Origin of the sequence: Pseudomonas sp. MWU347, from assembly GCF_017947305.1 — a bacterium.
GTDB lineage: Bacteria > Pseudomonadota > Gammaproteobacteria > Pseudomonadales > Pseudomonadaceae > Aquipseudomonas > Aquipseudomonas putida_A.
In genome coordinates, this window is record NZ_JAFGZB010000006.1 from 295,459 (window position 1) to 321,464 (window position 26,006).

At 60.7% G+C, this 26,006-nt stretch carries 24 protein-coding genes; 10 read left to right on the top strand and 14 right to left on the bottom strand.

The window, feature by feature from the left end; genetic code table 11:
- Positions 1-25: 25 nt before the first annotated feature.
- Both htpX and KCG87_RS15520 read right to left on the bottom strand, forming a co-directional pair.
- A complete protein-coding gene (gene htpX / locus KCG87_RS15515) occupies positions 26-913 on the bottom strand; it encodes a protease HtpX (protein WP_007964827.1) in 888 nt (295 codons plus the stop codon).
- Between the two features lie 304 nt (positions 914-1,217).
- Complete coding sequence (locus KCG87_RS15520) at positions 1,218-2,429, bottom strand: pyridoxal phosphate-dependent aminotransferase (RefSeq protein ID WP_003226761.1); 1,212 nt, start codon at positions 2,427-2,429, stop codon at positions 1,218-1,220.
- Between the two features lie 223 nt (positions 2,430-2,652).
- Between KCG87_RS15520 and msrB the strand changes: the two genes are divergently transcribed.
- The 3 genes from msrB (at position 2,653) to KCG87_RS15535 (ending at position 4,093) form a co-directional block, all read left to right on the top strand.
- Positions 2,653-3,048 carry a peptide-methionine (R)-S-oxide reductase MsrB gene (msrB, locus tag KCG87_RS15525; RefSeq protein WP_027613436.1) on the top strand — a complete coding sequence of 132 codons (396 nt, stop codon included), beginning with the start codon at positions 2,653-2,655 and terminating at the stop codon, positions 3,046-3,048.
- A gap of 101 nt (positions 3,049-3,149) precedes the next feature.
- Positions 3,150-3,635, top strand: a complete 486-nt coding sequence (locus KCG87_RS15530; protein WP_027613435.1) for a glutathione peroxidase — start codon at positions 3,150-3,152, stop codon at positions 3,633-3,635.
- The gene (locus KCG87_RS15535; protein ID WP_210558377.1) at positions 3,632-4,093 is read left to right on the top strand and encodes a MarR family transcriptional regulator; all 462 of its coding nucleotides are present in this window, start codon (positions 3,632-3,634) and stop codon (positions 4,091-4,093) included. The genes KCG87_RS15530 and KCG87_RS15535 overlap by 4 nt, the downstream gene beginning before the upstream one ends.
- Here KCG87_RS15535 and KCG87_RS15540 read toward each other — a convergent pair.
- On the bottom strand, positions 4,077-6,398 hold the full coding sequence (locus KCG87_RS15540) for a response regulator (protein ID WP_210558379.1): 2,322 nt from the start codon (positions 6,396-6,398) through the stop codon (positions 4,077-4,079). The two genes, KCG87_RS15535 and KCG87_RS15540, sit on opposite strands and share 17 nt — an antisense overlap.
- Positions 6,399-6,563: 165 nt before the next feature.
- Between KCG87_RS15540 and KCG87_RS15545 the strand changes: the two genes are divergently transcribed.
- Positions 6,564-7,454 carry an ATP-binding protein gene (locus KCG87_RS15545; protein WP_027613432.1) on the top strand — a complete coding sequence of 297 codons (891 nt, stop codon included), beginning with the start codon at positions 6,564-6,566 and terminating at the stop codon, positions 7,452-7,454.
- A complete protein-coding gene (locus KCG87_RS15550) occupies positions 7,451-7,933 on the top strand; it encodes a GAF domain-containing protein (RefSeq protein ID WP_123587425.1) in 483 nt (160 codons plus the stop codon). Before KCG87_RS15545 ends, KCG87_RS15550 begins: the two co-directional genes overlap by 4 nt.
- On the opposite strand, the gene KCG87_RS15555 is transcribed toward KCG87_RS15550, so the two are convergent.
- The 8 genes from KCG87_RS15555 to KCG87_RS15590 form a co-directional block, all read right to left on the bottom strand.
- Positions 7,934-10,879 (bottom strand): HD domain-containing phosphohydrolase, encoded by a 2,946-nt coding sequence (locus KCG87_RS15555; protein WP_210558380.1) that lies wholly within the window; start codon positions 10,877-10,879, stop codon positions 7,934-7,936. It lies immediately after the preceding gene.
- A 48-nt stretch (positions 10,880-10,927) separates the two neighbouring features.
- A complete protein-coding gene (locus tag KCG87_RS15560) occupies positions 10,928-14,569 on the bottom strand; it encodes a transporter substrate-binding domain-containing protein (RefSeq protein ID WP_210558382.1) in 3,642 nt (1,213 codons plus the stop codon).
- Between the two features lie 8 nt (positions 14,570-14,577).
- A complete protein-coding gene (locus KCG87_RS15565; RefSeq protein ID WP_027613428.1) occupies positions 14,578-15,204 on the bottom strand; it encodes a response regulator transcription factor in 627 nt (208 codons plus the stop codon).
- A 348-nt stretch (positions 15,205-15,552) separates the two neighbouring features.
- A complete protein-coding gene (locus KCG87_RS15570; protein WP_003226741.1) occupies positions 15,553-16,881 on the bottom strand; it encodes a deoxyguanosinetriphosphate triphosphohydrolase in 1,329 nt (442 codons plus the stop codon).
- A 76-nt stretch (positions 16,882-16,957) separates the two neighbouring features.
- Positions 16,958-18,121, bottom strand: a complete 1,164-nt coding sequence (locus KCG87_RS15575) for an EAL domain-containing protein (RefSeq protein ID WP_096794968.1) — start codon at positions 18,119-18,121, stop codon at positions 16,958-16,960.
- Between the two features lie 124 nt (positions 18,122-18,245).
- On the bottom strand, positions 18,246-18,584 hold the full coding sequence (locus KCG87_RS15580) for a hypothetical protein (RefSeq protein WP_027613426.1): 339 nt from the start codon (positions 18,582-18,584) through the stop codon (positions 18,246-18,248).
- Positions 18,581-18,967, bottom strand: coding sequence for a phage holin family protein (locus KCG87_RS15585; RefSeq protein ID WP_027613425.1), 387 nt, complete (start codon positions 18,965-18,967; stop codon positions 18,581-18,583). Before KCG87_RS15585 ends, KCG87_RS15580 begins: the two co-directional genes overlap by 4 nt.
- A gap of 2 nt (positions 18,968-18,969) precedes the next feature.
- Entirely contained in the window at positions 18,970-19,284 is a 315-nt protein-coding gene (locus KCG87_RS15590; protein ID WP_003226733.1) for a DUF883 family protein, read from the bottom strand.
- A gap of 305 nt (positions 19,285-19,589) precedes the next feature.
- On the opposite strand from KCG87_RS15590, the gene KCG87_RS15595 reads away from it, so the two are divergent.
- Positions 19,590-20,798 (top strand): ammonium transporter, encoded by a 1,209-nt coding sequence (locus tag KCG87_RS15595; protein WP_027613424.1) that lies wholly within the window; start codon positions 19,590-19,592, stop codon positions 20,796-20,798.
- On the opposite strand, the gene KCG87_RS15600 is transcribed toward KCG87_RS15595, so the two are convergent.
- Positions 20,795-22,507 (bottom strand): monovalent cation:proton antiporter-2 (CPA2) family protein, encoded by a 1,713-nt coding sequence (locus KCG87_RS15600; protein ID WP_098964883.1) that lies wholly within the window; start codon positions 22,505-22,507, stop codon positions 20,795-20,797. The two genes, KCG87_RS15595 and KCG87_RS15600, sit on opposite strands and share 4 nt — an antisense overlap.
- A gap of 201 nt (positions 22,508-22,708) precedes the next feature.
- Here KCG87_RS15600 and KCG87_RS15605 point away from each other — a divergent pair, with 201 nt between their 5' ends.
- The 3 genes from KCG87_RS15605 (at position 22,709) to KCG87_RS15615 (ending at position 24,400) form a co-directional block, all read left to right on the top strand.
- Positions 22,709-22,945 (top strand): glutaredoxin family protein, encoded by a 237-nt coding sequence (locus KCG87_RS15605; RefSeq protein ID WP_098964882.1) that lies wholly within the window; start codon positions 22,709-22,711, stop codon positions 22,943-22,945.
- Positions 22,946-23,111: 166 nt separating this feature from the next.
- Positions 23,112-23,429 (top strand): transcriptional regulator, encoded by a 318-nt coding sequence (locus KCG87_RS15610; RefSeq protein WP_003226726.1) that lies wholly within the window; start codon positions 23,112-23,114, stop codon positions 23,427-23,429.
- Between the two features lie 80 nt (positions 23,430-23,509).
- Positions 23,510-24,400, top strand: a complete 891-nt coding sequence (locus tag KCG87_RS15615; RefSeq protein WP_135296283.1) for a pseudouridine synthase — start codon at positions 23,510-23,512, stop codon at positions 24,398-24,400.
- A 76-nt stretch (positions 24,401-24,476) separates the two neighbouring features.
- Here KCG87_RS15615 and KCG87_RS15620 read toward each other — a convergent pair whose 3' ends face one another.
- Both KCG87_RS15620 and mobA read right to left on the bottom strand, forming a co-directional pair.
- Positions 24,477-24,698 carry a YgdI/YgdR family lipoprotein gene (locus KCG87_RS15620; protein WP_003226722.1) on the bottom strand — a complete coding sequence of 74 codons (222 nt, stop codon included), beginning with the start codon at positions 24,696-24,698 and terminating at the stop codon, positions 24,477-24,479.
- 77 nt (positions 24,699-24,775) lie between these two features.
- The gene (gene mobA, locus KCG87_RS15625; protein WP_134787001.1) at positions 24,776-25,378 is read right to left on the bottom strand and encodes a molybdenum cofactor guanylyltransferase MobA; all 603 of its coding nucleotides are present in this window, start codon (positions 25,376-25,378) and stop codon (positions 24,776-24,778) included.
- Between the two features lie 82 nt (positions 25,379-25,460).
- Here mobA and moaB point away from each other — a divergent pair, with 82 nt between their 5' ends.
- The gene (moaB, locus tag KCG87_RS15630; protein ID WP_003226719.1) at positions 25,461-26,000 is read left to right on the top strand and encodes a molybdenum cofactor biosynthesis protein B; all 540 of its coding nucleotides are present in this window, start codon (positions 25,461-25,463) and stop codon (positions 25,998-26,000) included.
- Positions 26,001-26,006 lie beyond the last annotated feature (6 nt).

A 26,006-nucleotide genomic window follows, 5' to 3' on the forward strand; every position in this document is an offset into this window, starting at 1 on the left:
CCTTTTCGTTACTGAGCCAAACCGATCAACCGCGACGACGCAGCGCGTCGATACGCTCTTCCAGCGGCGGGTGGCTCATGAACATGCGGGCAAAGCCTTGTTTGATGCCACCGTTGATGCCGAATGCGTTCAGGGTGTCCGGCATGTGCACCGGCAGGCCCTGTTCGGCGCGCAGGCGTTGCAATGCACCGATCATCGCATTGGTACCGGCCAGACGTGCGCCGGCTTCATCGGCACGGAATTCGCGTTTGCGCGAGAACCACATGACGATGGCGCTGGCGAGAATGCCCAGAACCAGCTCGGCGAAGATCGTCGCCACGTAGTAGGCGATACCCTGGCCTTCTTCGTTCTTGAAAATCACCTTGTCGACGAAGTTGCCGATGATCCGCGCGAAGAACATCACAAAGGTGTTCACCACGCCCTGGATCAGCGCCAGGGTGACCATGTCACCGTTGGCCACGTGACCGATTTCGTGGGCCAGAACGGCTTTCACTTCATCTGGCGAAAAACGTTCGAGCAGGCCCTGACTGACCGCGACCAGCGCGTCGTTCTTGTTCCAGCCGGTGGCGAAGGCGTTTGCTTCGTAGGCCGGGAAAATACCGACTTCGGGCATCTTGATCCCGGCTTCGCGGGACAGTTGCTCGACGGTTTGCAGCAGCCATTGCTCATGCCGGGTACGTGGCTGGCTGATGATCTGGGTGCTGGTGCTCATCTTCGCCATCCACTTGGAGATGAACAGCGAGAACAGTGAACCGGCGAAACCAAAGACCGCACAGAAAACCAGCAGCTGACTGAGGTTGAGATCAACCCCGTTGGCCGCCATGAACCCGTTGAAGCCGAACAGGCTCAGGGTGATGCTGGCTATCAGCACGACCGCCAGGTTAGTGGCCAAAAACAGCAGGATGCGCATCATGGTTGTAGAAATCTCCTCAAGCTAAAGATGTAGCGTACTGCGGGGTATATAAGGTGCGGCACCGGGTGATTCAACCGAGTGACTATTTCAAACTGTGTCCTACAGCGGATTCCCGAGTCGGCAGGTCATTGCCCACGGCCAAAACCGAAAGGGATGACAGCCAGCCGCTACCCGCCGCCACTGCGCCAGAGGCGGGTGGGCCCTATGAATCGCAAGTGTAGAAGGCGCAGCGAGGCGGGGAGAGCAGAAGTGTTGCTGAATCAGACAGTGCGCAACGTTCGGGCCGTTGCGCACCGTTGACCGGTTACTGGCGGTAGGACTTGAGGAAGTTGCCGATGCGGCCGATGGCCATTTCCAGATCGTCGACGCGGGGCAAGGTCACCACGCGGAAGTGATCCGGCCACGGCCAGTTGAAGGCCGTGCCTTGCACCACCAGCAGCTTCTCGGAAAGCAGCAGGTCGAGGACGAATTTTTCGTCGTTGTGGATCGGGCAGACTTTCGGGTCGATCCGCGGGAACGCATACAGCGCGCCCATCGGCTTGACGCAGCTGACGCCCGGAATGTCGTTGAGCAATTCCCAGGTGCGGTTGCGCTGCTCCAGCAGGCGGCCCTGCGGCAGTACCAGGTCATTGATGCTCTGATAGCCGCCGAGGGCGGTCTGAATCGCATGCTGACTCGGGACGTTGGCACACAGGCGCATGTTGGCCAGCATGTCGATGCCTTCGATGTAGCTCTGGGCATTGTGTTTCGGCCCGGAGATGGCGATCCAGCCGGAGCGGAAACCCGCCACGCGGTAGGATTTTGACAGACCGTTGAAGGTCAGGCACAGCAGGTCTGGCGCCAGCGAAGCGGTGCAGATGTGCACGGCGTCGTCGTAAAGGATCTTGTCGTAGATCTCGTCGGAAAACACCACCAGGTTGTGCGCGCGGGCGATTTCCAGCATGCCCAGCAACACTTCCTTGGAATACACCGCGCCAGTCGGGTTGTTCGGGTTGATGATCACCATGGCCTTGGTGTTCGGGGTGATCTTGGCCTTGATGTCGGCCAGATCAGGGAACCAGTCGGCGCCCTCGTCGCACAGGTAGTGCACGGCGTTACCGCCGGCCAGGCTCACGGCGGCGGTCCACAGCGGGTAGTCCGGGGCCGGTACCAGTACTTCGTCGCCGTTGTTGAGCAGCGCCTGCAACGACATCACGATCAGCTCGGACACGCCGTTGCCCAGATAGATGTCTTCGATGCCGACACCTTCGACATTTTTTTGCTGGTAGTACTGCATCACCGCCTTACGGGCACTGAACAGGCCTTTGGAGTCGCTGTAGCCTTGGGCGGTCGGCAGGTTGCGGATCACATCCTGAAGAATTTCGTCCGGCGCTTCGAAACCAAACGGCGCCGGGTTGCCGATGTTCAGCTTGAGGATGCGCTGGCCTTCCTCCTCCAGACGTTTGGCGTGCTTGAGCACCGGGCCGCGAATGTCGTAGCAGACGTTGGCGAGCTTGTTCGATTTGCTGAACTGCATGGCGATGTGATCCCGAAAATGAACGATCCAGACGGCGGATGGCCAACCGTACTGGGATTCCTGCGTCTTCGCACAGGCGGAGTCTTGCGCCATGGCGCCGAGAATCCGTTTGAATGCGCCCGGTCTGGCTGCCAGACTGGCGTGTGACGAGGCGCAATCATACGTGCCACCCGATCCGTGGAAAAGGTACAGATCGGGCTTTTTCAGCCGCTGAGGTGTGATGATGGAAAAGTTGGAAAAAACCCTGGAAGAATGGCGGGCGATGCTCGACCCCGAGCAGTACAACGTGTGCCGTCTCAGTGCGACCGAACGGCCGTTTTCCGGCAAATACAACGACACCAAAACCGACGGTGTCTATCACTGCGTCTGCTGCAATGAGCCGCTGTTCGACTCCACGACAAAATTCGATTCCGGCTGCGGCTGGCCGAGCTTCTACGCGCCGATCGGCGAAAGCGCCATGACCGAGATTCGCGATACCAGCCACGGCATGATCCGCACCGAGGTCAAATGCGCCCGCTGCGACGCGCATCTGGGTCACGTGTTCCCCGATGGCCCGCCACCGACTGGCTTGCGTTATTGCATCAACTCGGTGTGCCTGAATCTCGAGCCGCGCGAGTAAGCGGACCGGCGACCTGCGGGTCGCCTTTCGGATAATTAAATTGCACACAATTTAATTGCTCGCTATGTTTGGCCTTTCCCGATAACCCGTGGAGCCGTCTCATGAGCGACAACCTGCTGAATATCCCCGTCACCACCATCAAGGGTGAGCAAAAGACCCTGGCCGATTTCGCCGGCAAAGCGGTGTTGGTGGTCAACACCGCCAGCAAATGTGGCTTCACCCCGCAATACAAAGGCCTGGAAGAGCTGTGGCAGACCTACAAGGATCAGGGCCTGGTGGTATTGGGATTCCCGTGCAATCAGTTCGGCAAGCAGGAGCCGGGTAACGAGGGTGCGATCAGTGAGTTCTGTGAGTTGAATTACGGCGTGAGTTTCCCGCTGTTCAAGAAGATCGACGTCAACGGGTCTGATGCGCATCCGCTGTTCGTGCAGTTGAAAAAGCGCGCTCCGGGTTTGCTCGGCTCCGAGGGCATCAAGTGGAACTTCACCAAGTTCCTGATCGGCAAGGATGGGCAACTGGTCAAGCGTTTCGCCCCGACCACCAAGCCGCAGGACATCAGCGGCGAGATCGAAGCCCTGCTCAAATGAACAGCCTGCCCGACGATTCGCTGAAGCTCGACAGTCAGTTGTGCTTCAAGTTGTACGCCGCGTCCCGGGCGGTGATTCGCGCTTACAAGCCGATGCTCGATCAACTCGGCCTGACCTACCCGCAGTACCTGGCGATGCTGGTGCTGTGGGAGTGGCAGGACAGTGCACCGGAGCAACCGACGGTCAAGGCGTTGGGCGAGCGCCTGGCGCTGGACTCCGGCACCCTGACGCCGTTGCTCAAGCGTCTTGAACAATTGCAGTGGGTGCAGCGCCAGCGTTCGACGCGCGACGAGCGTGAAGTGCATCTGAGCCTGACCGCGCAAGGCCAAGCGCTGCGCGAGCAGGTCGGGCCGCTCAAGGCCCGGTTGTTGTGCGACAGCGGGGTGGATCTTGATCGGCTCAACGATTTGCGCAATGGCCTTGATCATCTGCTGGGGCAGATCAAAGCGCTGACGTAGCCGGCATCCACTGGTCGAGCAGGGCCGCCAGCTCTTCGCGGCGGAACGGCTTGGCCAGGTAATCGCTCATGCCGGCCGCACGGCAGCGCTCGCGTTCCTCGGACATGGCGTTGGCGGTCAGCGCGACGATCGGCAAATGCGGCCAGCGCCCGCTCTGGCGGATCTGCCGGCTCGCTTCGTAGCCGTCCATCACCGGCATGTTGCAGTCCATCAGCACCAGATCGAACTCATCGTGCTCCAGTTGATCCAGCGCCTCGGCACCGTGGGCAGCGACCACCACGTCGCAACCGAGCTTGCCGAGCATGCCTTTGGCCACCAGTTGATTGACCGGATTGTCCTCCACCAGCAGCACCTTTCCGCGCCGCCGGACCGGCTGGCTCTCGAGGCGCGCATCGTTGCTCGTAGTGACATCGGCCAGCAGAATGCGCCGCAGGATCTGGTACAGCGCGTTGCGTGCCAGCGGTCGGGCTTGTTGCTGCAATGGCGCCAGCGCGGCGGCTTCTTCGCCGGGCATGAAACTGCCATAAGCGGTTACGACGAGGATCGGTGCGCTGATGGTCGGGCGCAGACTGAACAGGCATTCCGGGCAATCGGTGATCAGCAGATCGGGTGACAGGCCCAGCAGCGGGTCATCCATGGTGCGCTGTTCATAGGTCACGCCCCACACCGGCAGCAATGTCTTGAGCAGTTCCGCCAGCCCGCTGCTGGCGGCCGTGATCGCCAGCACCTTGCCGTGCAGTGGCGGCGGCATGACCGCCCGGGTGTGACACAGCAGTGGCAGGTCGGCGCAGAACTGACTGCCGAAACCGGCCTCGGAACTGATGGTCAATCGGCCTTGCATGGCCTCGCACAGGTTGTAGGTCAACGCCAGACCGAGACCGGTGCCGCCGTACTGCCGGGTGATGCCGGCACCGGCCTGGGTGAACGGCTGGAAGATTTTCACCTGGGCATCCTGAGCGATGCCAATGCCGGTGTCGCAGACTTCGATGCGCACCCCGTCCTTGTGGGCGGACAGGCGCACATCGACCCGGCCGAAGCGGGTGAACTTAAGGGCATTGGACAGCAGGTTGCTGACGATCTGCCGTACCCGGGTCGGATCCCCCAGCACCAGCGCGGGGAAGTGCGGGTCGATCAGGCAAGTCAGCTCGACGCTCGGCGCGGCGTTCTGCGACAGCAGGTTGGCGGTGTCCTCGATCAGCGAGCCGAGGTCGAACGGGATGTGTTCGAGCTCCAGTTGCCCGGCATCGAACTTGGACAGGTCGAGAATATCGTTAAGCAGCTCGACCAGCACCTTGCCCGAGTCATGGGCAATCGACAGTTGCTGTTGCTGCTCGGCATTCAGCGGCCCGTCGAGGGACAGGGCGATCATCCCCAGCAGGCCGTTGAGCGGGGTGCGGATCTCGTGGCTCATGTTGGCGAGGAATGCCGAGCGCGCTTCGGCCATGTCCAGTGCGGTGCTGCGAGCGACTTCCAGTTCTTCGTTGGACTGGCTGAGCCGGGTGTTGATGGCCTTGAGCTCGGCGGTGCGGGCCGAGACGATGTGCTCCAGTTGCCCGAGGTAATCGGTGAGGCGGTTTTCCGCGTTGCGCCGTTGCTGGATTTCCGTGGCGATATTGTCGAACTGCTGGTTGGCGACTTTGACCAGTACGCCGATCTCGTCATTGGCGTGGCCGGCCGGACATTCCAGGGTCGTCGGTTCTGCACTGCGTGCGTCACGCGCGCTGAGTTCCCGGATCAGGCGCACCAGTGGCTTGGTCAGCATCACGTAGAACAGCGCCAACAGGATGCCAGTGAGAATCAGGCTGCGGGCAAAGCCGTTGAGCAGGGTGACTTCGGCGCGGCGCAGAAACCGGCTGCCGAACGCGTAGGTATCGACCTCCAGGCTCAGCGTGCCCAGTGATTCCTCGGGCAGGTGATCGAGGTACAGGCGGTCTTCGAACTGGCGCTTGGCACCGAACAGGAAGTCGCTGATCACCCGGTAACCGCTTTGCAGCTCCGGGCGCTTGACGTTGGCCAGGACGTTGCCGTTGTTGTCGGTCAGTTGCGCCGAGATGATCGCCGGCGAACGCAACAGGCCCAGGGTCAGTTCCTGCGCCAGTTCCGCATCGATGTTGTAGGCGATTCGCGACGCCGGATTGTGGCTGATTTCCAGCAAAGACAGGATTTCACGGTTGATGGAGGCGTCTTCACTGGCATAATCGATGCCGATTTGCAGCAGGCTGAGCAGCGTGCCCAGAACGAACCCGACCAGCACCGTGAATCTGGCTTGCTTGTATGACAGCCGGTGGGTGAATTTGATATCCATGGGGTGTTGAACCACTTCCGTTTCCCTTCGCTGCTCAAGCATAGTCGATCATGTATGGATACCGAGGTTCCCGAAGCGCCTTGTAACAAGGCTTGAACGGGGATTGAGATCTGTCTGTCGTCGCTGGATCGACATCATCACTGTGAACGTGCCCGAGGAGAAGACGTGGATTCCCGATTGAATGCTTTTCTTGAACGCGCCGAGTCGGTTCTGGCGCGGATCGAACCCTTGCTGCCGGCGCCGCGTCCGCTGATCGACTGGGAAACCTGCCTGGCGGCGCGCTGGCAGCGTGACGGGCGCAGCGGCTATTTGCTGCCACTGGAAGTCAGCCTCGACATGCGCCTGTCCGACCTGATCGGTGTTGATCGTCAGTTGGAACAACTGGGCCGCAACACTCAGCAGTTTCTCGACGGCATGCCGGCGAACCATGCGCTGCTCTGGGGCTCGCGCGGCACCGGTAAATCGTCGCTGGTGCGCGCGTTGCTGGCCGAACACGCCAAGGCCGGCCTGCGTTTGATCGAAATCGAGCGCGACCATCTGGCCGACCTGCCGCGCGTGGTCGAGCAGATCGGCAAACTGCCGCAACGCTTCGTGCTGTTCTGCGATGACCTGTCGTTCGAATCTGGCGAAGGCGATTATCGCGTGCTGAAAAGCGTGCTCGACGGCTCGCTCGAACAGGCCCCGGACAACGTTCTGCTGTACGCCACTTCCAACCGCCGCCATCTGGTGCCGGAAAAGGAAAGCGACAACGAAAACTGGAAACGCGTCGACGGCGAGCTGCATCCGAGTGAGGCGGTGGAAGACAAGATCGCCTTGTCCGACCGTTTCGGCCTGTGGTTGTCGTTTTATCCATTTACCCAGGAACACTTCCTCAACGTCGTCGAGCACTGGATCGGCCAGTTGGCCGCCAAGGCCGGTTTGAGCTGGCAGCGCGACGAAGAGCTCGACATCCTCGCCGTGCGCTGGGCAACCGGGCGCGGCAATCGCAACGGACGTTGCGCGTACCAATTCGCCCGTTACTGGGTGGGACTGAAATTGCTGGAGCACAAGGCATGATTGATTTGCAACAAAGCGGCCAGGGCCTCGAAGGCTATGGCATGTTGGCCGCACAACTGGAATCGCTGCTGGCGGACGAGCGCGATTTCATCGCCAACGCCGCGCAGTTTTCGGCGTTCCTGTTCAACCAGCTCGACGATTTGAACTGGGCCGGTTTCTACCTCAATCGCAACGAAGAACTGGTGCTTGGCCCGTTTCAGGGGCAGATCGCCTGTGTGCGCATTCCGTTCGGTCGCGGTGTGTGTGGCGCGGCAGCGGCCAGTCGGCAGACCCAGCGCGTTGAAGACGTGCATGCGTTCCCCGGTCATATCGCTTGCGACAGCGCCTCCAACAGCGAGCTGGTAGTGCCGCTGGTCAAGGACGGTCGGCTGATCGGCGTACTTGATCTCGACAGCCCGAAACTTGCACGTTTCGGCACCGCCGATCAGGCCGGAATCGAGCAACTGGCGGCGATTTTCCTGCGTCTGACCGACTGCTGATCAGGCACTCAGGCCAGCCTTGCGCAGCAGGCTGGCCGGATCCACCACATCGATCTGGCGCGGATCGAGAAACCGTGCGGCGTACTGCATGTACACCCCATCGTTGATGAACAGCGCAAACAGCTCGGGGTCGATGTGCGCCTCGCGGGACATGGTGGCCATGATCCCCAGCGCCTCGTTCAAGGATTTGGCCTTCTTGTACGGTCGATCCGCCGCTGTCAGTGCCTCGAAAATATCGGCAATCGCCATCATCCGTGCCGGCAGGCTCATGTCCTCGCGCTTCAGGCGTTTGGGATAACCGCTGCCGTCCATCTTTTCGTGATGCCCACCGGCGATTTCCGCAACGCTGTCCAGGTGCCCGGGGAAGGGTAGGTGGCTGAGCATCAGGATTGTCTGCACCATGTGGTGATTGATGATGTAGCGCTCTTCGCGGGTCAGCGTGCCCCGGGCAATGCTCAGGTTGTACAGTTCGCCGCGATTGTATTTGTAACGCGGCACATCCAGTTTGAACCCCCACGGATTGTCTTCCGGAATCAGTTCGCTGTCGGCGCGTTCGATCAGATGTTCGGGCTTGTCCGCCAGCAGTGGCTCGCTGACTGGCAGATTCGCCGCCGGCGTTTGCGCCTGGCGGCGGTTTTCCTCCCATGACACCCCCAAGCGATCATCGAGGGTGCGCATCCAGCGGCGCTCGGCAATGCGTTCAAGACGTTGCAGATCGGCGGGCGCCATGGCCTCACCGCCCAGATTGCAACGGGCAACGAAGGCAAAGTCGTCATCCAGTTGCGTCAGCGTGGCGTCACGCAGTTCGCTCAGTTGCGCCGCGTTGCCGCCCAGTGCGATCGCCTGCCAGTAACTGATCCAGGCATCGCGCTTGAGCACTTCGAAACGGGTGCGGATTTCGTGGATGCGATCGTTGAGGGTTTCCAGTTTGGTCGCCTTGTCGACGACATACTCCGGCGTCGTGACTTTGCCGCAATCGTGCAGCCAGGCCGCAATGTGCAGGGCTTCCCATTCGTCTTCGCTCGGTTGGTAGCTCTGGAACGCCGGCGCCTGGCTGGCGGCCGCGGCCTGCGCGAGCATCAGGGTCAGTTCCGGCACGCGCTGGCAGTGGCCACCGGTGTACGGGCTCTTGGCGTCGATGGCGCCGGCCAGTAACTGGATGAACGCATCGAGCAACTGTTTTTGCTTCGCTTGCAGGCGCTGACTTTCGATACTCACCGCCGCCGCACCAGACACGGCTTGCAGGAAGCCGATGCGGTCCGGGCGCAGTTTTTCCAGGTCCTGAGCGCTGCCGCTGTCGTTGATCAGCAGAAGCAACAGGCCGATGGTTTCGTTGTGCCGATTACGCAGGCGGATGCCGATCAGGTGGATGCGCGGCGACTGCATGGCCAACAGGACTTTCTGCAAGTCCCCGGCCTGCTCGAAGCCAAGGCTGCTGACCACGTTGTCAGCGTTGATCAGTTGCTGGAACCACGCCGGCCCTTGATCGGCCAGGAGATCCCGGCCCAGCACAGCGAACTCGCCCGGCTCGTGCGAGGCGCCATCAATGACCAGTCCGTAAGGCTCCATCCGGTTGCCATCGCTTTCGCGCAGATAGATCAACCCCGCCTGCGCCTGGGCGATCTGCACCGTTTCGAACAGCACCCTTTGCAGCAGCGGGGCGAAGCGGGTTTCGGCGCAGAGGCTGTCGGTGATGCGGAAGAAACTGGCGAGCGTGTCCTTCATGCGCGCCATCGACAGGCTCAACTGGTCAACCTCCAGCACCGGCGAGCGGCGGGTGACCGGAAAGTTGAAATCGAAACTGCGGATCGCGTCGGCTTCCTTGACCAGCGCGTGCAACGGTTTGACCAGAATCCGCGAGATCAGCCAGCCCAGCGGCAGGCACAGCAGCAAGATCGCCAAGGTGATCAGCGCGCCTTGCCAGCGCATGCGGTAGGCATCGGCAAGCAGTTCGTCCTCGGGCACCAGCAGGGCCATCTGCAAACCTTTCGGCCCGCCTTCCTGCAGGGTGCTGCGGGCGACGATCCAGTGGCGGCCATTGACGTCGAGCCGTTTGCCCGGATGGGCGGTGGACAGCAACGCGTGCAGATTCGGACTGAGGTCGGCCGCTTTGGCCAGGCGTGCGCTGCTGCCGTCGACGATCAGCCGGCTGCTGTCCGGATAGGCCACGGCATTGCCATCGGCATCGAACAACACGATTTCGGTCGAGGGGGTGACCACATGCTTGGTCAAGGTGGCCGAGAGTGCCTCCAAAGTCAGATCGGCACCGATCACACTGGTTGCGCTGCTGCGTCGGGCCAGGGTGGTGCCCACATTGTGCGTGGAGAAAAATACATAGGGTTCGGTGGTGATCTGATCGCCCTGTTGCAGGGCGTTGCTGTACCAGTTGCGGGTACGCGGGTCGTAGCGGTCGTCGGGATTGGTGTCGCGTCCGACAGGCGTCAGCGTCTGGTCGAAGAACAGTGACTGCGACAATACGGTGCCGCTGGCGTCGTGCTCGATGCTCCAGACCTGATAGGCCGCTGTTGGTGGTGCCTTGAGCAGGGTTTTCAGCGCACTGGTGCGCAAGGGCCGGACCATGAAGAAATCGCCGTTGCCGTACCCCAGATACAGCGAGGCGAGATCGGTGTTGTCCTTGAGCGACTGACTGAACGGCTTGAGCAGCGCCAGACGCTGTTGCAGGTTCGGCGCCTCGGCCGCCTGATTGTCGGCCAGCAGGCTCAGCAGGTGCCGGATCGGTTCGTAGGTTGAATGCAGGTCCAGGCGCACATCCTGTTCGATGCGATTGAACAGGTTTTCACTGCTCGACAGGATGATCCGGGTGGTCTGGCGATAGTTGAACAACCCCAGCACGACGCCTGTGAGCAACAGCAGAAAGGTGAACATGACGCTGATGTGCACGTGCAACGGGAACCGGCGTTGATCCGGGCGCAGTGGGCTGGGCATTGCTGACTCTCCATTGAAGTAAACACACTGCTCAGCGTCCAAGCATAGTTAAGGCTCGGTCATTGTGCTTTCTTCGAACGGTTCCAGTTGTTGCCGCAACGCCTGCTCCAGTTCGAGCATGGCTGCGTCGGTGGCCTCGACGCAGCGCACGATGGTCGGTGCGGGCGTTGTCTGCATGCAGGCCTGTTCCAGCGCATCGCAACAGGCGATCAGACGCGAGGCCTGGGCGATCCGGGCGGCGCCTTTGATCTTGTGGGCGACCAGCGCCACTGCCTGACGATCATTGCAGGGGGCCAGGGCTAATAATTCCTCGCGATCGAGACGGCTGCTCTTGAGCAATTGCGTGAGCAGACGCCGGACTTGCAGCGGGTTGCCGCCAGTCAACTGACTCAACCCGTCAAGATTGAACGCCGGTTCAAGCGTCGCGGGCTGCAGACCATTGATCCAGTGGCTCAGTGCGCTGAGGCTCAACGGCTTGAACAGGCAGTCATTCATGCCGGCCTGTTTGCAGCGCTGTACTTCTTCAGGCTGCGCGTTGGCCGTGAAGCCCAGCACGGTACACGGAGGGCGGCCAGTGCGTTGTTCCTGTTGGCGGATCGCCTCGGTCAGTTCGTAGCCGTTCATCAACGGCATGTTGCAGTCAGCGATAACCAGGTCGAATGCACCGGTCTGCCATTTCTCGAATCCACTCCGACCCTCTTCGGCGAGGGTGAATCGGTGCCCGAGGAACTCCAGTTGCTGGCACATCAGCAGGCGATTGGCCGGATGATCGTCGACCACCAGAATGTTCAGTGGCGCAGAGGTATGCAGCACAGGCTCGGTTTTTGCCGTGGTCACCTGGCACGGCAGCGTTTGCAGCGGCAGTGACAGGCAGACCTGGGTGCCGATCCCCGGCTGGCTGCTCAACTGCAGCTGCCCACCCATCATTTCACACAGGTTGCGACAGATCACCAGCCCCAGGCCTGCGCCACTGCGAGCTTGCTGCCGGCCACTCTCGGTCTGGGCGAACGGCTCGAACAGGCGTTGTTGATCTTCGATGCTGATGCCGACCCCGGTGTCCTGGATCGTCAACTGAACGAGCGAGCATTGGCCCGGCCCGTTGGGCAGCACATCCAGATTGATCCGCACCTGCCCGGACTCAGTGAATTTGATGGCATTGCTGATCAGGTTCGACAGGATCTGCTTGAAGCGCAACGGATCCAGTTCCACGTCGACCTGCAGCCCGGGCGGATTGATGATCAGCGGCAGGAGGAGGTTTTTCTGGCGGGCGAGGCCGTCGAAGATCCTGACCACCGACGCCACTGTTTCGACCAGATTGACCCGTTCCGGGCTCAGGCTCAGGTGCCCGGACTCGATCCGCGCGATATCGAGAATGTCGCCGATCAGGCCCAGCAGATCCTTGGCCGAGCAGTAGGCGGTTTCAATGGAGGAGCGATCCGGAGCCTGATCATTCATGCGTTCGAGCGTCAGTTCGAGCATGCCGATAATGGCATTCATCGGCGTGCGGATTTCGTGGCTCATGGTGGCCAGAAAGGTACTTTTGGCGCGGTTGGCGTTGTCCGCCTGTTCCTTGGCCCGGCGCAGTTCATCGAACAACTGGCGACGTTCACTGATGTCGATCCAGCCGCCGATGATCCCTTGCACATCGCCACTGGAGTCGCGGTACGGCAGGATCCAGTGGTAGATCGTCAAACGCCGGCCACCGATGTGCAGCGGTCGATCGAGCAGCAGAGGCGTGCCTTCGGCCACCACCCGCTGGTAATCCGCCTGGTATGCCTGGGCTTCGAAGGCGTTGCTCAGGGTGCCCTGCATGACACTTTTGCCGATCACGTCTTCGCGTTTGGCGTTGAAGGCTTCGAGGTAGCTGTCGTTGCAGCTTTGCAGCAGACCCTGGCGGTCGCGCACGTAGATCGGGTGAGGGGTGCCGTTGACCAGTGAACGCATGAATTCGAACTGATCGTTGAGTGCCCGTTCGGCGGCCTGGCGTTGCTTGATCTGGCGACGCATGTAGGCGTTCCACAACAGCGACAGCAACAGCAGCAGGCAGGCCGCGCCGATCAATTGGTAAAACAGGCGCTTGTAGTGATGCCAGTTGCTTTGAGCCGCATTGGAGAAGCCGCGCCAACGACTGTTGATGACCCCCAGTTCCTCCGGTGTGATGCTCAGCAGCGCCTTGTCGAGGATCGAGCCCAGTTCGGCATTGTCACGGGCGCTGGCCAGCGAGAAGGCCGCCTGACGTGTGCCCAGGGTGGTGGTGATCTGCAACTGATGTTCGAAGATCCGCGATGAAATCAGATAATTGGCAATCACCAGCGAGGCGACGGCGCCATCGGCCTTGCCTTCGGCAAGCAAGGTTGCGGCACCGAAAGTGTCGGAGGTTTCGATCAGGTGGATGTTGGGGAATTCGCGGCGCAGGTAATCAGCCATGGGACTGCCTTGGGCAATCGCCAGGTATCGGTTCTTGAGCTGGGTGGGATGTGTCGGGCTGTCAGCGGATTTGCGCGTCAGCAGGACGAAGGAGTTTTCCAGATAGGGACGGCTGAATTGCAGGGTCTTTTCCCGTTGGGGGCTGGGTAGCAACGCGGCGATAAGATCCGCCCGATGTTGATTGATCTGCTCGATCATTTCTCCGTCACTGCGGCTGCGGACCAGTTCGAAGCGCAGGCCGGTACGCAGGCGCAGCAGTTCGAGCAGGTCGGCAGTGATGCCCCGCAGGTTGCCGTCGCTGTCGAAGAATGTCAGCGGCGCGAACGCCTCGTTGACGACGACGCGTAGCACCGGGTGCTGTTTGAGCCACTGTTCTTCGTGGTGGGTCAATTGCAGCTTCTGGTCGGTCAGCAGAATGTCGCTGCCGGCGCTCCAGCGCTTGGCGATGTTGTCCCGTTCGCTGGCCGGTATGGCTTGCAGCACGGTGTTGATGATCGCCAGCAGTTGCGGGTTGTCGGCGTGAACGGCGAAGCTGAAACCATGGGCTTCCTGTTTGCCGAAATTGGCCATGCGAATGTTGTTCAGATAACCCTTGTTGATCATGTAGTGGGTGGAAATGGTGTCACCCAGAAACACGTCAGCCTGATCGAAAGCCACCGCGTTGATTGCGTTTTGATAGGAGGGATAGGACGTCAGGATGGCTTTGGGATACTGCGCCTTGACCTCATCCTGGGGCAGATAGTGATAGACCATGCTCAGCCGCAGACCGGCCAGGCCTTCAGTCAGCGAGCGGGTCTCGCCTTCGCGGGTAACCAGAACCGGCTGATCGATGGCGTAGGGCGTTGAAAGCAGGATATTTGCGTTACTGGCCTCGAAACCGTTGGCCGTACCGAGCATGTCGACCTGACCTGCAATCAACGCCTGCAAGGCGGCTTCCCGTGAGGCAAAGCGCTGGACCCGGATTGGCAACCCGACAGCCTGTTCGAGCAGACCGGCGTAGTCGGCGGTAAAACCTTCGTAATCACGACCGCTGGCGGTCATGTCGAACGGCGGATAGTCCGGCGCGGAAGTGCCCAGTACCAGTTCGCGGCGACTCTCCAGCCATAGCCGTTGCGCGGGTTCAAGGGACACGGATGGCGCTTCGTGGCCCGAGCGGCTGCGCAGCACATAATCTTGCGCGGTGACGAAGCTGGCCTGCACCTGAGTCGTCAGGCACAGGCTGACGCAACATAGGGCGAGACAGATCTTTAAACGACTGGGCATTCAGGCTCTCACACTAGCGCGTTGCGTTTGGCCATCTCGATCAGTTCCACCAGAGATCTGGCCTTGAGTTTTTGCATCAGGCGTTTTTTGTAGGTACTGACTGTCTTGTTACTGAGAAACATGCCCTTGGCTATTTCCTTGTTGGTGCGTCCCTGGGCAAATAATTGCAGGACCATCAGCTCGCGGTCGTTGACGGATTTGAATAACTCCAGTTCGGCATAACGCACGTCGTCGAGGCGTACCGGATTCAATGCCTGGCTGGGGAAATAGTTGTAACCGGAAAGTACCGCCTTGATCGCACTGACCAGTTCACTCAAGTCTTCCTCTTTGCAGACATAACCGGATGCACCGGACTGCATGCAGCGAATGCCGAACAGCGTCGGGCATTGCGCCGTCAGTACCAGGGTTTTGAGCGGGGTGCCCATGGCGTTGAACCGGGCGAGAACTTCCAGGCCGTCGAGTTTGGGTATGCTGATATCAAGGATGATCAGATCGGGCATGCATTCGCGGACCATTTGCATGGCATCGACCCCGTTATCGGTTTCGCCGACGACCTTGTAACCTTCATGCTCGAGCAGCATTCGAACGGCAAGTCGGATGACGGGGTGATCATCGACAATAAAAACGGAGTTCATAATCAAATCCCATACGTGCGCGAATAAAGGGCGCACCTTAGCTCAGATAAATGAGCTGCCGCATGAACTCCCGGGGCTGTTGCGGCAATATAGGATAAGTCCTACGCACTAAAAGGAAACCGACTACGACCAAACTCTGTGTCGCGTAAGGAAGTGTTGTGCTGATTTGTTTATCTGAATGTTTTAAGTTGCTTGTCGAACCTTGAATAAACAAGGTTTTGTTTGCGTAGTTGGCTGTTAAACGGATTTACCTTTCAGTCGATCCGTTTGCCTGAGACCAGAGAACCGGTTCAATCGAGGTATCGCTCATCCGGGCAGTTGCCTGACCCGGTTGAGCAATTTTTTCTGTCAGTGGCTGGAACGCCCGGTCATTTCCAGCGCCATGTCACTGGCGTAGCTGTCGGTCATCCCGGCGATGAAGTCGATCATGCGCAGGAACGAGGTGTGCAGCGGGCCATGGGGATCCGGCGCATTGTTGCCCAGCAGATCGAGGATCCGGCGGCTCTTGAACGACGGCGTGCGGCCGCCATGTTGCTCCAGGGCCGCGCCGCAGAACGCGTTGAGAAGGATTTCCAGGGTGGTGTAGGCGCCGATTTCATGCAGCGTCTTGCGCTTGTCCTGGAAGATTTTCTTGCGGGCGATGTCCTTGGCGTTGAGTACGCAGCGTTTGGCCGGGCCGTGCATGTGTTCCACCAGGTCGCCGTGCAGGGTGCCGGCCAGCAGCGCATCCTGTTGCTCGACGAATGCCCGGGCAGCGGCGTTGGTCAGGTGCTCGATGGCCTTGCCGCGCAGGATCGCCAGTTTGCGTCGACGCGAATCCTGCGGGCCGAGCTGGCGATAGGTTTCCGGCAGATCGTCTCCCACCAGACCGAGCAGCAGCGATTCGACTTCCGCGTACTCCAGCAGCTCCATTTCCAGGCCGTCTTCGAGGTCGATCAGCGCGTAGCAGATGTCGTCGGCAGCCTCCATCAGGTACACCAATGGGTGGCGCGCCCAGCGCTGGTCTTCCAGTTGTGGCAGGCCGAGCTTGTGGGCGATCTGCTCCAGCAGCGGCAGTTCGCTCTGATAGCAGCCGAACTTGTGTTTCTTGTAGCCCAGCGAGTCGGCGTGACGTGCGGTCCACGGATACTTCAGATAGGTGCCGAGGGTGGCGTAGGTGAGGCGGGTACCGCCGTCGAACTGGTGATACTCCAGCTGAGTCAGCACCCGGAAGCCTTGCGCATTGCCTTCGAAATTGAGGAAGTCACCGCGCTCGGCTTCGCTCATGCCGTCGAGCCAGCCGCGCCCGGCCGCCTGCTGGAACCAGTGCCGAATCGCATCTTCACCGGAGTGGCCGAACGGCGGGTTGCCGATGTCATGGGCCAGGCAGGCCGATTGCACGACCATGCCCAGATCGCTCGGGTCGCACCAGTCGGGCAGGGCGCTGCGCAAGGTTTCACCGACGCGCATGCCCAGCGAGCGCCCGACGCAGCTGACTTCCAGCGAGTGGGTCAGGCGGGTGTGGATGTGGTCGTTACTCGACACCGGATGCACCTGGGTCTTGCGGCCCAGACGGCGGAAGGCACCGGAGAAGATGATGCGGTCGTGGTCTTTGTGGAACGGGCTGCGGCCAAGCTCTTGCGGGCTGTGCAGCGGTTTTCCAAGGCGTTCGCGGTTGAGCAGGGTCTGCCAATCCAAGGCTGGTTCTCTCCGTCGGTGACTGGGATGACTGTTGCCCTAGCTTCCCGGTTCAGCCACACACCTGCAAGCGGAACTACAAGCCCGCGGCATCAATATCGATCAGCAGCAGGCGCTCGCCGTTATCGAAGAACTGCCCGGCGGTCAGGCAATACTGGTTGCTGGTGGCATCGCGGTAGGTGCTGGACAGGGTCAGGCGCCGCTCTTCCCAGCCTTCGGCGAGCAAATGATAGAAGTACGGACGCCATGACCAGTTGTGGCCCAGATAGCGGTTATCGGCGACCCAGCCGTTGTTGCGCCATTCGAGGTTGGGCGTGAGTTGGGTGCCGTGACGGTCGCATTGGTAGAACCGCAGCAACCACGGGAAGGCTTCGAGTTGCGGCAGCGCACTCAGCGGCGCGTGGGCCTGAGCCCAGCTCTGGAGGATCGCCATCAGTTCGCCGAGTTGCTGGCGCATCTGCATCAGGCGCCCGCGTTCGGCCAGTTTCTGCCGAACGTAACGCTGGCGCAGTTCGGCGAAGCGCTGCACGAAGGCGTCGGTCGGATAAAACGCCTCCTGCGCCCGGGCGAACAGGAAACCCTGAACGTAGCGCGAACCGCATTCCAGGGCGAAATTGAGCTGGGCCTCGGTTTCCACGCCTTCGGCGATGATCCAGCAGCCGGTTTTTTCGGCCATTTGCGCCAGAGCCTTGACCACGTCACTGCTCGGCCCGCCCAACGCGGCGGCCTGAAACAGGCGCATGTCGAGTTTGAGAATGTCCGGCTGCAACGCCAGCACCCGATCGAGCTGCGAGTAACCGGCGCCGAAGTCATCGATAGCGATCCGCGCTCCGGCCTCGCGATAGCGCGCGACCACTTCGGCCAGACGCTGACCATTGCCGCCCAGTTCAGTGATCTCGAACACGATGCGTTGCGGATCGACGCCGTGGCGCAGCATCTGCTTGAGGCTGGGCAGCGGTTGATCGGCGCGCAGGCGACTGATCCAGCGCGGCGACATGTTCAGGCTGAGAAACCACTCGGCGGGGGCTTCATGCAGTCGGCTCAGGGCGTTGTCGCGGATCTGCCGGTCGAGCCGGCGCAGGGCGATGGCGGGTGTGCGTGGGTCGGCAAACAACGGCCCGACCGAGGCCAGTTGGCCGTCAGGCTGGCGCAGGCGACCCAATGCTTCGACGCCTGCAATACGTCCGGTGGCGGTATCGATGAAAGGTTGAAAGCAGGCGAGCGGTTGCCCGTCGATCACGGGGCCTCCTTAGTCGTTCTTGTTCTGGATGAACCCCGCCGACCGGGTAGGCGCGCGGGATTGAACCTCCGGGTAAAGAGGTTCATCCCGCGGATATTGCAAGAATGTAGCCAGATGCGTCGGCTTAGCGTTTGCCCGAACTCTGCATGACCAGTTTGATCAGTGGCCCGAGGCTGGTGCCCAGCCGTATCAGCCGGGTCAGCCCGCCAACACCGCCGCTTTTTGCGCCTTTGCCGGTGATGAAGCCCAGCAGGGTGACGGCGGCCACGCCCCAAAGCGGCGCGTGCTTGATGCCGAAGCCGCCTTGCAGGTTTTGCGTCATGCCGCGCATGCGCTGCAAGGGCTGCAGCACTTGCCCGGCTTCGTGGCGGATTTCCTGACGATGCATTTCCATGCGCAGGCGGATCAGCGCCTTGCGCATTTCCCGGCGCGAGCTGTTGTGTGGCAGTTCAGGCAGGCTCATGGCAGCAGGCGCTCCCGATCATTGGCCAATTCTTCCAGCGTGCCGTGGAAGGGCGAGGATTCATCGAAGACTGCTGCCTTGAGACGCAGCCCGCAGAAAGCGGCCGCCAGGGTGTAGAACACGCACAGGCCGATGATCGCTGCCAGACGATAGGTATCCCAGAACACGATCAGCACCAGCGTCGACAGACCCACCAGCAACAGCAGGGCAAACACCAGCGCCAGCCCTGCGAACAGCAACAGGCTGACGGTGCGTGATTTCTGCTCCTGCAATTCGATGCCGAACAGTTCGACATGGCTGTGCAGCAAGCCGAGAACAGCGGCGCCCAGACGCCGCGTGGAAGAGGAGGTGCCCGACCCCAGGCCGGATTCGCCGATCGACATGATCAGCGCCGAGTGGCCAGCAGGCCAATCAGAAAGCCCACGCCGGCGGCGATACCCACTGATTGCCAAGGGTTGGCCGACACATAATCTTCGGTGGCGGTGACGGCAGCCTGGCCGCGATCACGCAGGGTGTCTTCGGTCAGCTTCAGGGTTTCCCGGGCGCGCAGCAGGCTGTCGTGGATCTGATCACGCAGCTCATCGGCCTGATCGCCCGCCAGGGACGCGGTGTGTTCGAGCAGCCGCTCGGTGTCGGCGACCAGAGTCTGGAAGTCGTTCATCAGGATTTCTTGAGCAGTCTTTGCCTTGATGCTGGCCATGGGTGGATCTCCGTAAGTGACGTCTAAAGCGTTCGAGTATGAGCCTTGCGCGAAGGTTCAGTACAAATGACTGGTACAGCTTTTGCTATGTCGTGGTGCGTTCTGCTGCCGCCGTGCGCTGTTGGCGGGCGTACATGCAGCAAAACCTTAACTCAAATAATCCTGGTTCGTGTCAGGACATCGACCTTGTGCGCCAAACCGGTTCATCGCAGCTTCATTGCGCAGACCGACCGGTCGCAACTTGGTGCATGAATTGTCCGCGCGAACCGCTTTGGTGCCTTTTTAGCCTTCAGGTCTGCCTCTTTATGGAAAATCTGCAAAGCGCTGTGGACACGCTGGTTCACAGCTCCAACACGTTGTTCATTCTGATCGGTGCGGTGATGGTGCTGGCGATGCACGCCGGTTTCGCCTTCCTTGAAGTCGGCACGGTGCGCCAGAAAAACCAGGTCAACGCACTGTCGAAGATCCTCAGCGACTTTGCCGTTTCGACCCTGGCCTATTTCTTTATAGGCTATTGGATCTCCTATGGGGTCACCTTCATGCAACCGGCGGCGGTGCTGAGTGCCGATCACGGTTACGGTCTGGTGAAGTTTTTCTTCCTGCTGACGTTTGCAGCGGCAATTCCGGCGATCATCTCCGGCGGGATTGCCGAGCGTGCGCGCTTCGTTCCGCAGTTGTGTGCAACGGCGCTGATCGTGGCGTTCATCTACCCGTTTTTCGAGGGCATGGTCTGGAACGGCAACTTCGGTCTGCAGGCCTGGCTGACGGCGCGCTTTGGCGCGGCGTTCCATGATTTCGCCGGATCGGTGGTGGTGCACGCCATGGGCGGCTGGCTGGCACTGGCGGCGGTTTTGCTGCTCGGCCCGCGTAACGGCCGTTATCGCGAAGGGCGGCTGGTGGCGTTCGCGCCGTCGAGCATTCCGTTTCTGGCGCTGGGCTCGTGGATTCTGATTGTCGGCTGGTTCGGCTTCAACGTGATGAGCGCGCAGACCTTGCAGGGCGTCAGCGGTCTGGTGGCGGTCAACTCGCTGATGGCCATGGTCGGCGGCACGGTGGCGGCGCTGATCGTCGGGCGCAATGACCCGGGCTTCCTGCACAACGGTCCGTTGGCCGGGCTGGTGGCGATCTGCGCCGGTTCCGACCTGATGCACCCGGTGGGTGCGCTGGTGACCGGCGCGATTGCCGGTGCACTGTTTGTCTGGTGCTTTACCGCCGCGCAAGTCAAATGGCGTATCGACGATGTACTCGGCGTCTGGCCGTTGCACGGTTTGTGCGGGGTGTGGGGCGGGATCGCTTGCGGCATCTTCGGCCAGACTGCGCTGGGTGGCCTCGGTGGCGTCAGCCTGATCAGTCAGTTGATCGGCACTGCGCTCGGTGTGGTGGTCGCATTGCTCGGCGGATTCGCCGTTTACGGCGTGATCAAGGCCTTGCACGGCCTGCGCCTGAGTCAGGAACAAGAGTATTACGGCGCCGACCTGTCGCTGCACAAGATCGGCGCGGTCAGTCAGGACTAAGTTTCCTTGTCGTCGGTGCCGGGGTAAAAGCCATGCAACAGGCGATAGCGATTGATGCGCACCTGGTCGACTTTCTCCTGTACCTGATGAGCTGGCAGACCGAGCATGATCAAGGCGTGGGAGGCGAGCATCAGGCTCGACTCCAATAACTCCGGCACCACTTCGGTGGCGCCGGCCGCTTTGAGTTCAGCCCATTGGCTGTCATCGCGGGTGCGCACCAGAATCGGTATCCGCGCATTGAGCCGGCGCGCTTCCTTGAGAATTCGCAGACTGACATCGCTCTGATCCACGGCGATCACCAGCAGTTTCGCGCGCAACAATCCGATGGCCGTTAGCAAGTCACCGCGCGATGAGTCGCCATAATGCACATCACTTTCCTCGGACGCGGCTTCCTGCACGCGCACCGGATCGTTGTCCAACGCGATGTAAGGTTGATTGGCATTGCGCATGAAGCGGCCGATGGACTGGCCAACGCGCCCGTAGCCGCAAATCACCACATGTTGATCCAGACCGGCATTGAGGGCGCTGATTTCCTCGATTTGCGCCTCCTGATTCGGCTTGCGATGCAGGCGCAGGGCAATTTTCGGTGCCCCGCGCAACAATAGCGGGGTCAGCAACATCGAGCAGAACGTCGCCGCCAGCAGCAGGCCGCCGAGTTCGTCAGGCAGCATGCGGTTTTGCTGCATCTGCGCCATCAATGCGAAGCAGAATTCCCCGCCCTGCGCCAACGCCAGGCCGCTGCGCCAGGCAGTTTCGTGATCGCTGCCGCGCCACTTCACCAAAAGCGCGACGACCGTGCCTTTGATCAGCATCAGACCGAGGGTCAGGCCGAGAATCAGCAGGCTGTGACTGACGAACAGTTGCAGGTCGATCAGCATGCCGATGCTGACGAAAAACACCCCGAGCAGGATGTCGCGAAACGGCCGGATGTCGGCCTCGATCTGATGGCGATAGTGGCTCTCGCCCAACAGCATGCCGGCGAGAAATGCGCCAAGGGCAGGGGACAGGCCCAGCAGGTGTGTCAGCCAGGCGGTCAGCAGCACAATCACCAGCGCCAGCAGGACGAACAATTCCGCCGAGCGCGAGGCCGCCACTTCGTGGAACAGCCGTGGCAGCAACCAGCGGCTGGCCAGCAGCAGACCGAAAAACAGCACCACGGTCTTCACCAGCGTCAATGGCAAGGCCCAGTACCAGGCTTGCGTGCTGCTCCCGGCGAACACTGGCACCAGGGTCAGCAACAACACCGCGACCACGTCCTGAAACAGCAAGACCCCGACCGCGTTCTGCCCGTGGCTGCTGAACACTTCGCCCAGGCTGCTCAACTCCTTGGTGACAATCGCCGTCGACGACAACGACAGCCCGGCCCCGAGCAACATTGCCGGGGCCAGCGGCATGCCCAGCAGGATCAGCACCAGCCCGAGCACCCCGGTGCTGAGCAATACCTGCTGACTGCCCAGGCGAAACACCACCTGGCGCAGCGCGATCATTTTCGACAGGGAAAACTCCAGGCCCAGCGAAAACAGCAGAAACACCACGCCCAACTCGGCCACGTCCGGCAGGTGCTCGCTCTCGTTGACCCAGTTGAACGCGGTCGGCCCCACCATCAGGCCCACGCACAGATAGCCCAGCACCGGCGGCAAGCGCAGGCGGCGAAACAGGGCAATCATCACCAGGGATGAGGCGAGGATGATCAACAGGTTGGCAAACACAAGACACTCCGATGTCAGGCTCAGGCTTCTCAAGCGTAGAGGCAAAAAGCGCGGGAGCATGGCCTGATTGGCTTTTCTCTGGACTGATTTGCGTCAGGGTTTTGCGTACTGGTTGCCGTGCTCGGGCCTTTGGGCGGCAGCGGCTCGACGGGTTTTCGAGGCAGGCCTAGAATGAATGCTCATTTTTCCGGTTGAGCGATCATGCCTCCTGAATGTCAGTTGTTCGGCACCTTGGGATGCCATTTGTGTGAGTTGGCAGAAGCCGAGTTGATGCCTTTCGTCGAGCACGGTCTGCTGGTCGAACTGGTGGATATTGCCGACGATGAGTCCTGGTTCGAGGCTTACAGCCTGCGGATTCCGGTGCTGCGCCGTGTTGATAATGGTGCGGAGCTGAGCTGGCCGTTCAATGCCGATCAGGTCGTGGCATTCCTGCGCTGAGCCTTTTCTTCGGTGACGCGACATGGCTTTCCGCCGGTCGTGACCGTGCATCCTTCCCTTGGCACTCTGTGGTTTATTCGGTTACTGTATGTGCATACAGTAATTGGGTTGGCCTGCTGCTTTGCATGACTTGAGCAGGTGAATCCGGCAGTCAGAGGGACGAACCGTGGTCAATGTCGAACAGTTGAAGAACAGCGTGAACCGGATGTCGGTTGACGTGGTGCGCGAGGCGGTCCTCGAGTTGCGCCTGGACGGGCTGGTCACGGAGGGCAAGACGCCTTTCAACAAACTGCATTTCAACACCTGTTTTGCCGAGATCGAGGCGCTGTTCCAGCGTGCCGGTTATCACAAGCAGCTGGATGTGGTCGGTTATCAGGGCTTGCTGTACGCCTTGTATGACCCGGGGCGCTGGGAGGCGGTCGATGTGCTGCGCTGGCTCAAGGAGTTCACCGAAGCCGCGGCGCTCAAGTCGATTCCGGCCTGAGCGGGCCGCAGATTCTGCGCTAGGTTCGTTGCGCTCAGTGTTGGATAATGCCGGCCTGCATTGAGGGTTCGAATTTCCGTATGTCCACACCAACGTTTTCCGCTGCGCAGAATCAGGCCAGCACCCTTTACCTTCCTCCGGGCAGTTGGCCTACCGTCCTTGATTGCCTGTGTGAGCATTTCAGTGCGATCAGTCGCGAGCAATGGCTGGACCGGATCGCCCGGGGCCGGGTACTGGATGGGCAGGGACAGCCGATTGCGCTGGATCTGCCGTACAAGGAAGGCCTGCGTATTCACTACTTCCGTGAAGTGCCGGATGAAAAACCGATCCCGGTGGTCGAGTCGATCCTGTATGCGGACGAACATCTGGTGGTGGCGGACAAGCCGCACTTCCTGCCGGTGACACCGGCCGGCGAGTACGTCGAACAGACGTTGCTGCGCCGTCTGATCCGTCGCCTCGATAATCCGCATCTGGTGCCGCTGCACCGCATTGACCGGCACACGGCAGGGCTGGTGATCTTTTCCGCCAACCCGCAAACCCGCTCGGCTTATCAGTCGTTGTTCCCTACGCGGCAGATCGATAAACGTTATGAAGCGATCGCCCGTGCGCTGCCGGAACTGGAATTTCCCCTCGTGCATAAAAGTCGCCTGATCGACGGCGAACCGTTCTTCCGCATGCAGGAAGGCCCAGGTGTCGCCAATACTGAAACGGCGGTGGAAGTCCGGGAAAAGAATGGTGATCTGTGGCGCTACGGCCTGTACCCGGTGACTGGCAAGAAGCATCAGCTAAGGGTGCATATGACCGCGCTAGGGGCGAGTATCTGTAACGATCCGTTCTACCCGGATGTGTTGAAAGACGTTGAGGATGACTATGCCAATCCGTTGAAGCTGTTGGCACAGGGGCTGCGGTTTGTCGACCCGGTCACCGGCGAAGAACGCGAGTTCGAAAGTCAGATCACCCTGCAGTGGTGACGCCATTCACTTCCCCGCACCCATGAAAAAGCCCGCATTAATGCGGGCTTTTCTGTATCTGGTGTCGACGTAAAGCTTACAGCTCTTTAACGGTACGAACCTGATCCTTGTTGATGCGGGTCTCTTTGCCGTCGAGTTGTTTGAACTCGTAGAAGCCCGAATCTTCATCGTATTTCGGGGTGTCGACGGCCTGGATTTCGCGACCGTCATTCAAGGTGATCACTGTTGGCGACGAGCAACCAGCGAGAGTTGCCAGGCCCAGTGCGAGCATGAAAGTGGCGAGGGTCCGTTGAGTCATGGGTGTGTCTCCGAATGGGAATACTTTGGTTACTGAGCTTGAGACGTGTACAAGGCGTGAGAGTTCCTTGAATGCTGTCAGTCTGACACAGTGTTATGCGCATTTAACAGTTCGGGGGTGTTCAGGTTGGCCAGGCGCGGGTCATTGTCGGGGCATTGCAGGGCAGTCGCGCCGAGATTGCGCATGATTCGGCCGGGGCTGCGTTCGCCGGCGTTCCACGCGGTTTCGAAGGCGGGCAACAGGGCGACGGGAATTACACACAGCAGGGGTTCCCAGTGGTCGTCGTGACGCAACATTAAAGGTTTTTCAGGAAACAGGCCGGCGGTTTCACGCATGTCCTGCAACAGCGCGGCGTCGATTCGCGGCACATCGCAGGGCAAGACCAGCAGGTGTGGCTGGCGGGCTGCCTTGAGTCCGGCGAGGATGCCGGCCAGGGGACCGGGAAAATCGCCTTGCTCATCGCTGACCAATTGATCGGCGTAGGCTGCATAACGCTCGTGATTGCGATTGCAGGAGATGATCAGATCGTCAGTCAGCGGTCGGACCTTGCGCTGCAAATGCGCAATCAGCGGCTCACCCTGCCATTCAACCAGCCCTTTGTCCTGGCCGCCCATGCGCTGGCCGCGTCCGCCTGCCAGGAGCAGAATGGAGCAGGGGGGCAATGGCGTATTCGAGGTCATGGCAGCTCTCCAGCGGGGCGGCGAAAAATTCAGGCGCTGTGATATAACACCGGGCTGTTTCTCCTACAACTGGACGAGCCTAATGAAAGCCAAGGCCGATGTACCTTTTGCGCCGCTGAACATTGCGGTGCTGACTGTCAGCGATACCCGAACCCTGGAAACCGACACCTCAGGCCAGGTCTTCGTCGACCGCCTGACTGCTGCCGGTCACCGCTTGGCCGAACGGGTCCTGCTCAAAGATGACCTGTACAAGATCCGCGCGCAAGTTGCCCACTGGATTGCCGAGGACGTCGTGCAGGTCGTGTTGATTACCGGCGGCACTGGTTTCACCGGGCGTGACAGCACGCCTGAAGCCGTGGCTTGTCTGCTCGACAAGCAGGTTGACGGCTTCGGTGAACTGTTCCGCCAGATCTCGGTGGCCGATATCGGTACTTCGACCGTGCAGTCGCGGGCACTGGCCGGCCTGGCCAATGGCACACTGGTGTGCTGCCTGCCAGGTTCGACCAATGCGGTGCGCACCGGTTGGGACGGCATTCTCGCCGAACAGCTGGATTCGCGGCACCGTCCGTGCAACTTCGTCCCTCACCTGAAACAGGCGGCGCCCTGTGAATCCCGTGGGTAAGCCGGG

What these genes read in the sequence shown, in the direction of transcription:
- KCG87_RS15540 (WP_210558379.1), bottom strand. Translation starts at nt 6,398, where the DNA reads ATGGATATCAAATTCACCCACCGGCTGTCATACAAGCAAGCCAGATTC.
- KCG87_RS15535 (WP_210558377.1), top strand. Translation starts at nt 3,632, where the DNA reads ATGAACAGCCTGCCCGACGATTCGCTGAAGCTCGACAGTCAGTTGTGC.
- KCG87_RS15605 (WP_098964882.1), top strand. Translation starts at nt 22,709, where the DNA reads ATGCCTCCTGAATGTCAGTTGTTCGGCACCTTGGGATGCCATTTGTGT.
- htpX (WP_007964827.1), bottom strand. Translation starts at nt 913, where the DNA reads ATGATGCGCATCCTGCTGTTTTTGGCCACTAACCTGGCGGTCGTGCTG.
- KCG87_RS15580 (WP_027613426.1), bottom strand. Translation starts at nt 18,584, where the DNA reads ATGAGCCTGCCTGAACTGCCACACAACAGCTCGCGCCGGGAAATGCGC.
- mobA (WP_134787001.1), bottom strand. Translation starts at nt 25,378, where the DNA reads ATGACCTCGAATACGCCATTGCCCCCCTGCTCCATTCTGCTCCTGGCA.
- moaB (WP_003226719.1), top strand. Translation starts at nt 25,461, where the DNA reads ATGAAAGCCAAGGCCGATGTACCTTTTGCGCCGCTGAACATTGCGGTG.
- KCG87_RS15560 (WP_210558382.1), bottom strand. Translation starts at nt 14,569, where the DNA reads ATGCCCAGTCGTTTAAAGATCTGTCTCGCCCTATGTTGCGTCAGCCTG.
- KCG87_RS15530 (WP_027613435.1), top strand. Translation starts at nt 3,150, where the DNA reads ATGAGCGACAACCTGCTGAATATCCCCGTCACCACCATCAAGGGTGAG.
- KCG87_RS15550 (WP_123587425.1), top strand. Translation starts at nt 7,451, where the DNA reads ATGATTGATTTGCAACAAAGCGGCCAGGGCCTCGAAGGCTATGGCATG.
- KCG87_RS15590 (WP_003226733.1), bottom strand. Translation starts at nt 19,284, where the DNA reads ATGGCCAGCATCAAGGCAAAGACTGCTCAAGAAATCCTGATGAACGAC.
- KCG87_RS15520 (WP_003226761.1), bottom strand. Translation starts at nt 2,429, where the DNA reads ATGCAGTTCAGCAAATCGAACAAGCTCGCCAACGTCTGCTACGACATT.
- KCG87_RS15620 (WP_003226722.1), bottom strand. Translation starts at nt 24,698, where the DNA reads ATGACTCAACGGACCCTCGCCACTTTCATGCTCGCACTGGGCCTGGCA.
- KCG87_RS15585 (WP_027613425.1), bottom strand. Translation starts at nt 18,967, where the DNA reads ATGTCGATCGGCGAATCCGGCCTGGGGTCGGGCACCTCCTCTTCCACG.
- KCG87_RS15595 (WP_027613424.1), top strand. Translation starts at nt 19,590, where the DNA reads ATGGAAAATCTGCAAAGCGCTGTGGACACGCTGGTTCACAGCTCCAAC.
- KCG87_RS15615 (WP_135296283.1), top strand. Translation starts at nt 23,510, where the DNA reads ATGTCCACACCAACGTTTTCCGCTGCGCAGAATCAGGCCAGCACCCTT.
- KCG87_RS15555 (WP_210558380.1), bottom strand. Translation starts at nt 10,879, where the DNA reads ATGCCCAGCCCACTGCGCCCGGATCAACGCCGGTTCCCGTTGCACGTG.
- KCG87_RS15565 (WP_027613428.1), bottom strand. Translation starts at nt 15,204, where the DNA reads ATGAACTCCGTTTTTATTGTCGATGATCACCCCGTCATCCGACTTGCC.
- msrB (WP_027613436.1), top strand. Translation starts at nt 2,653, where the DNA reads ATGGAAAAGTTGGAAAAAACCCTGGAAGAATGGCGGGCGATGCTCGAC.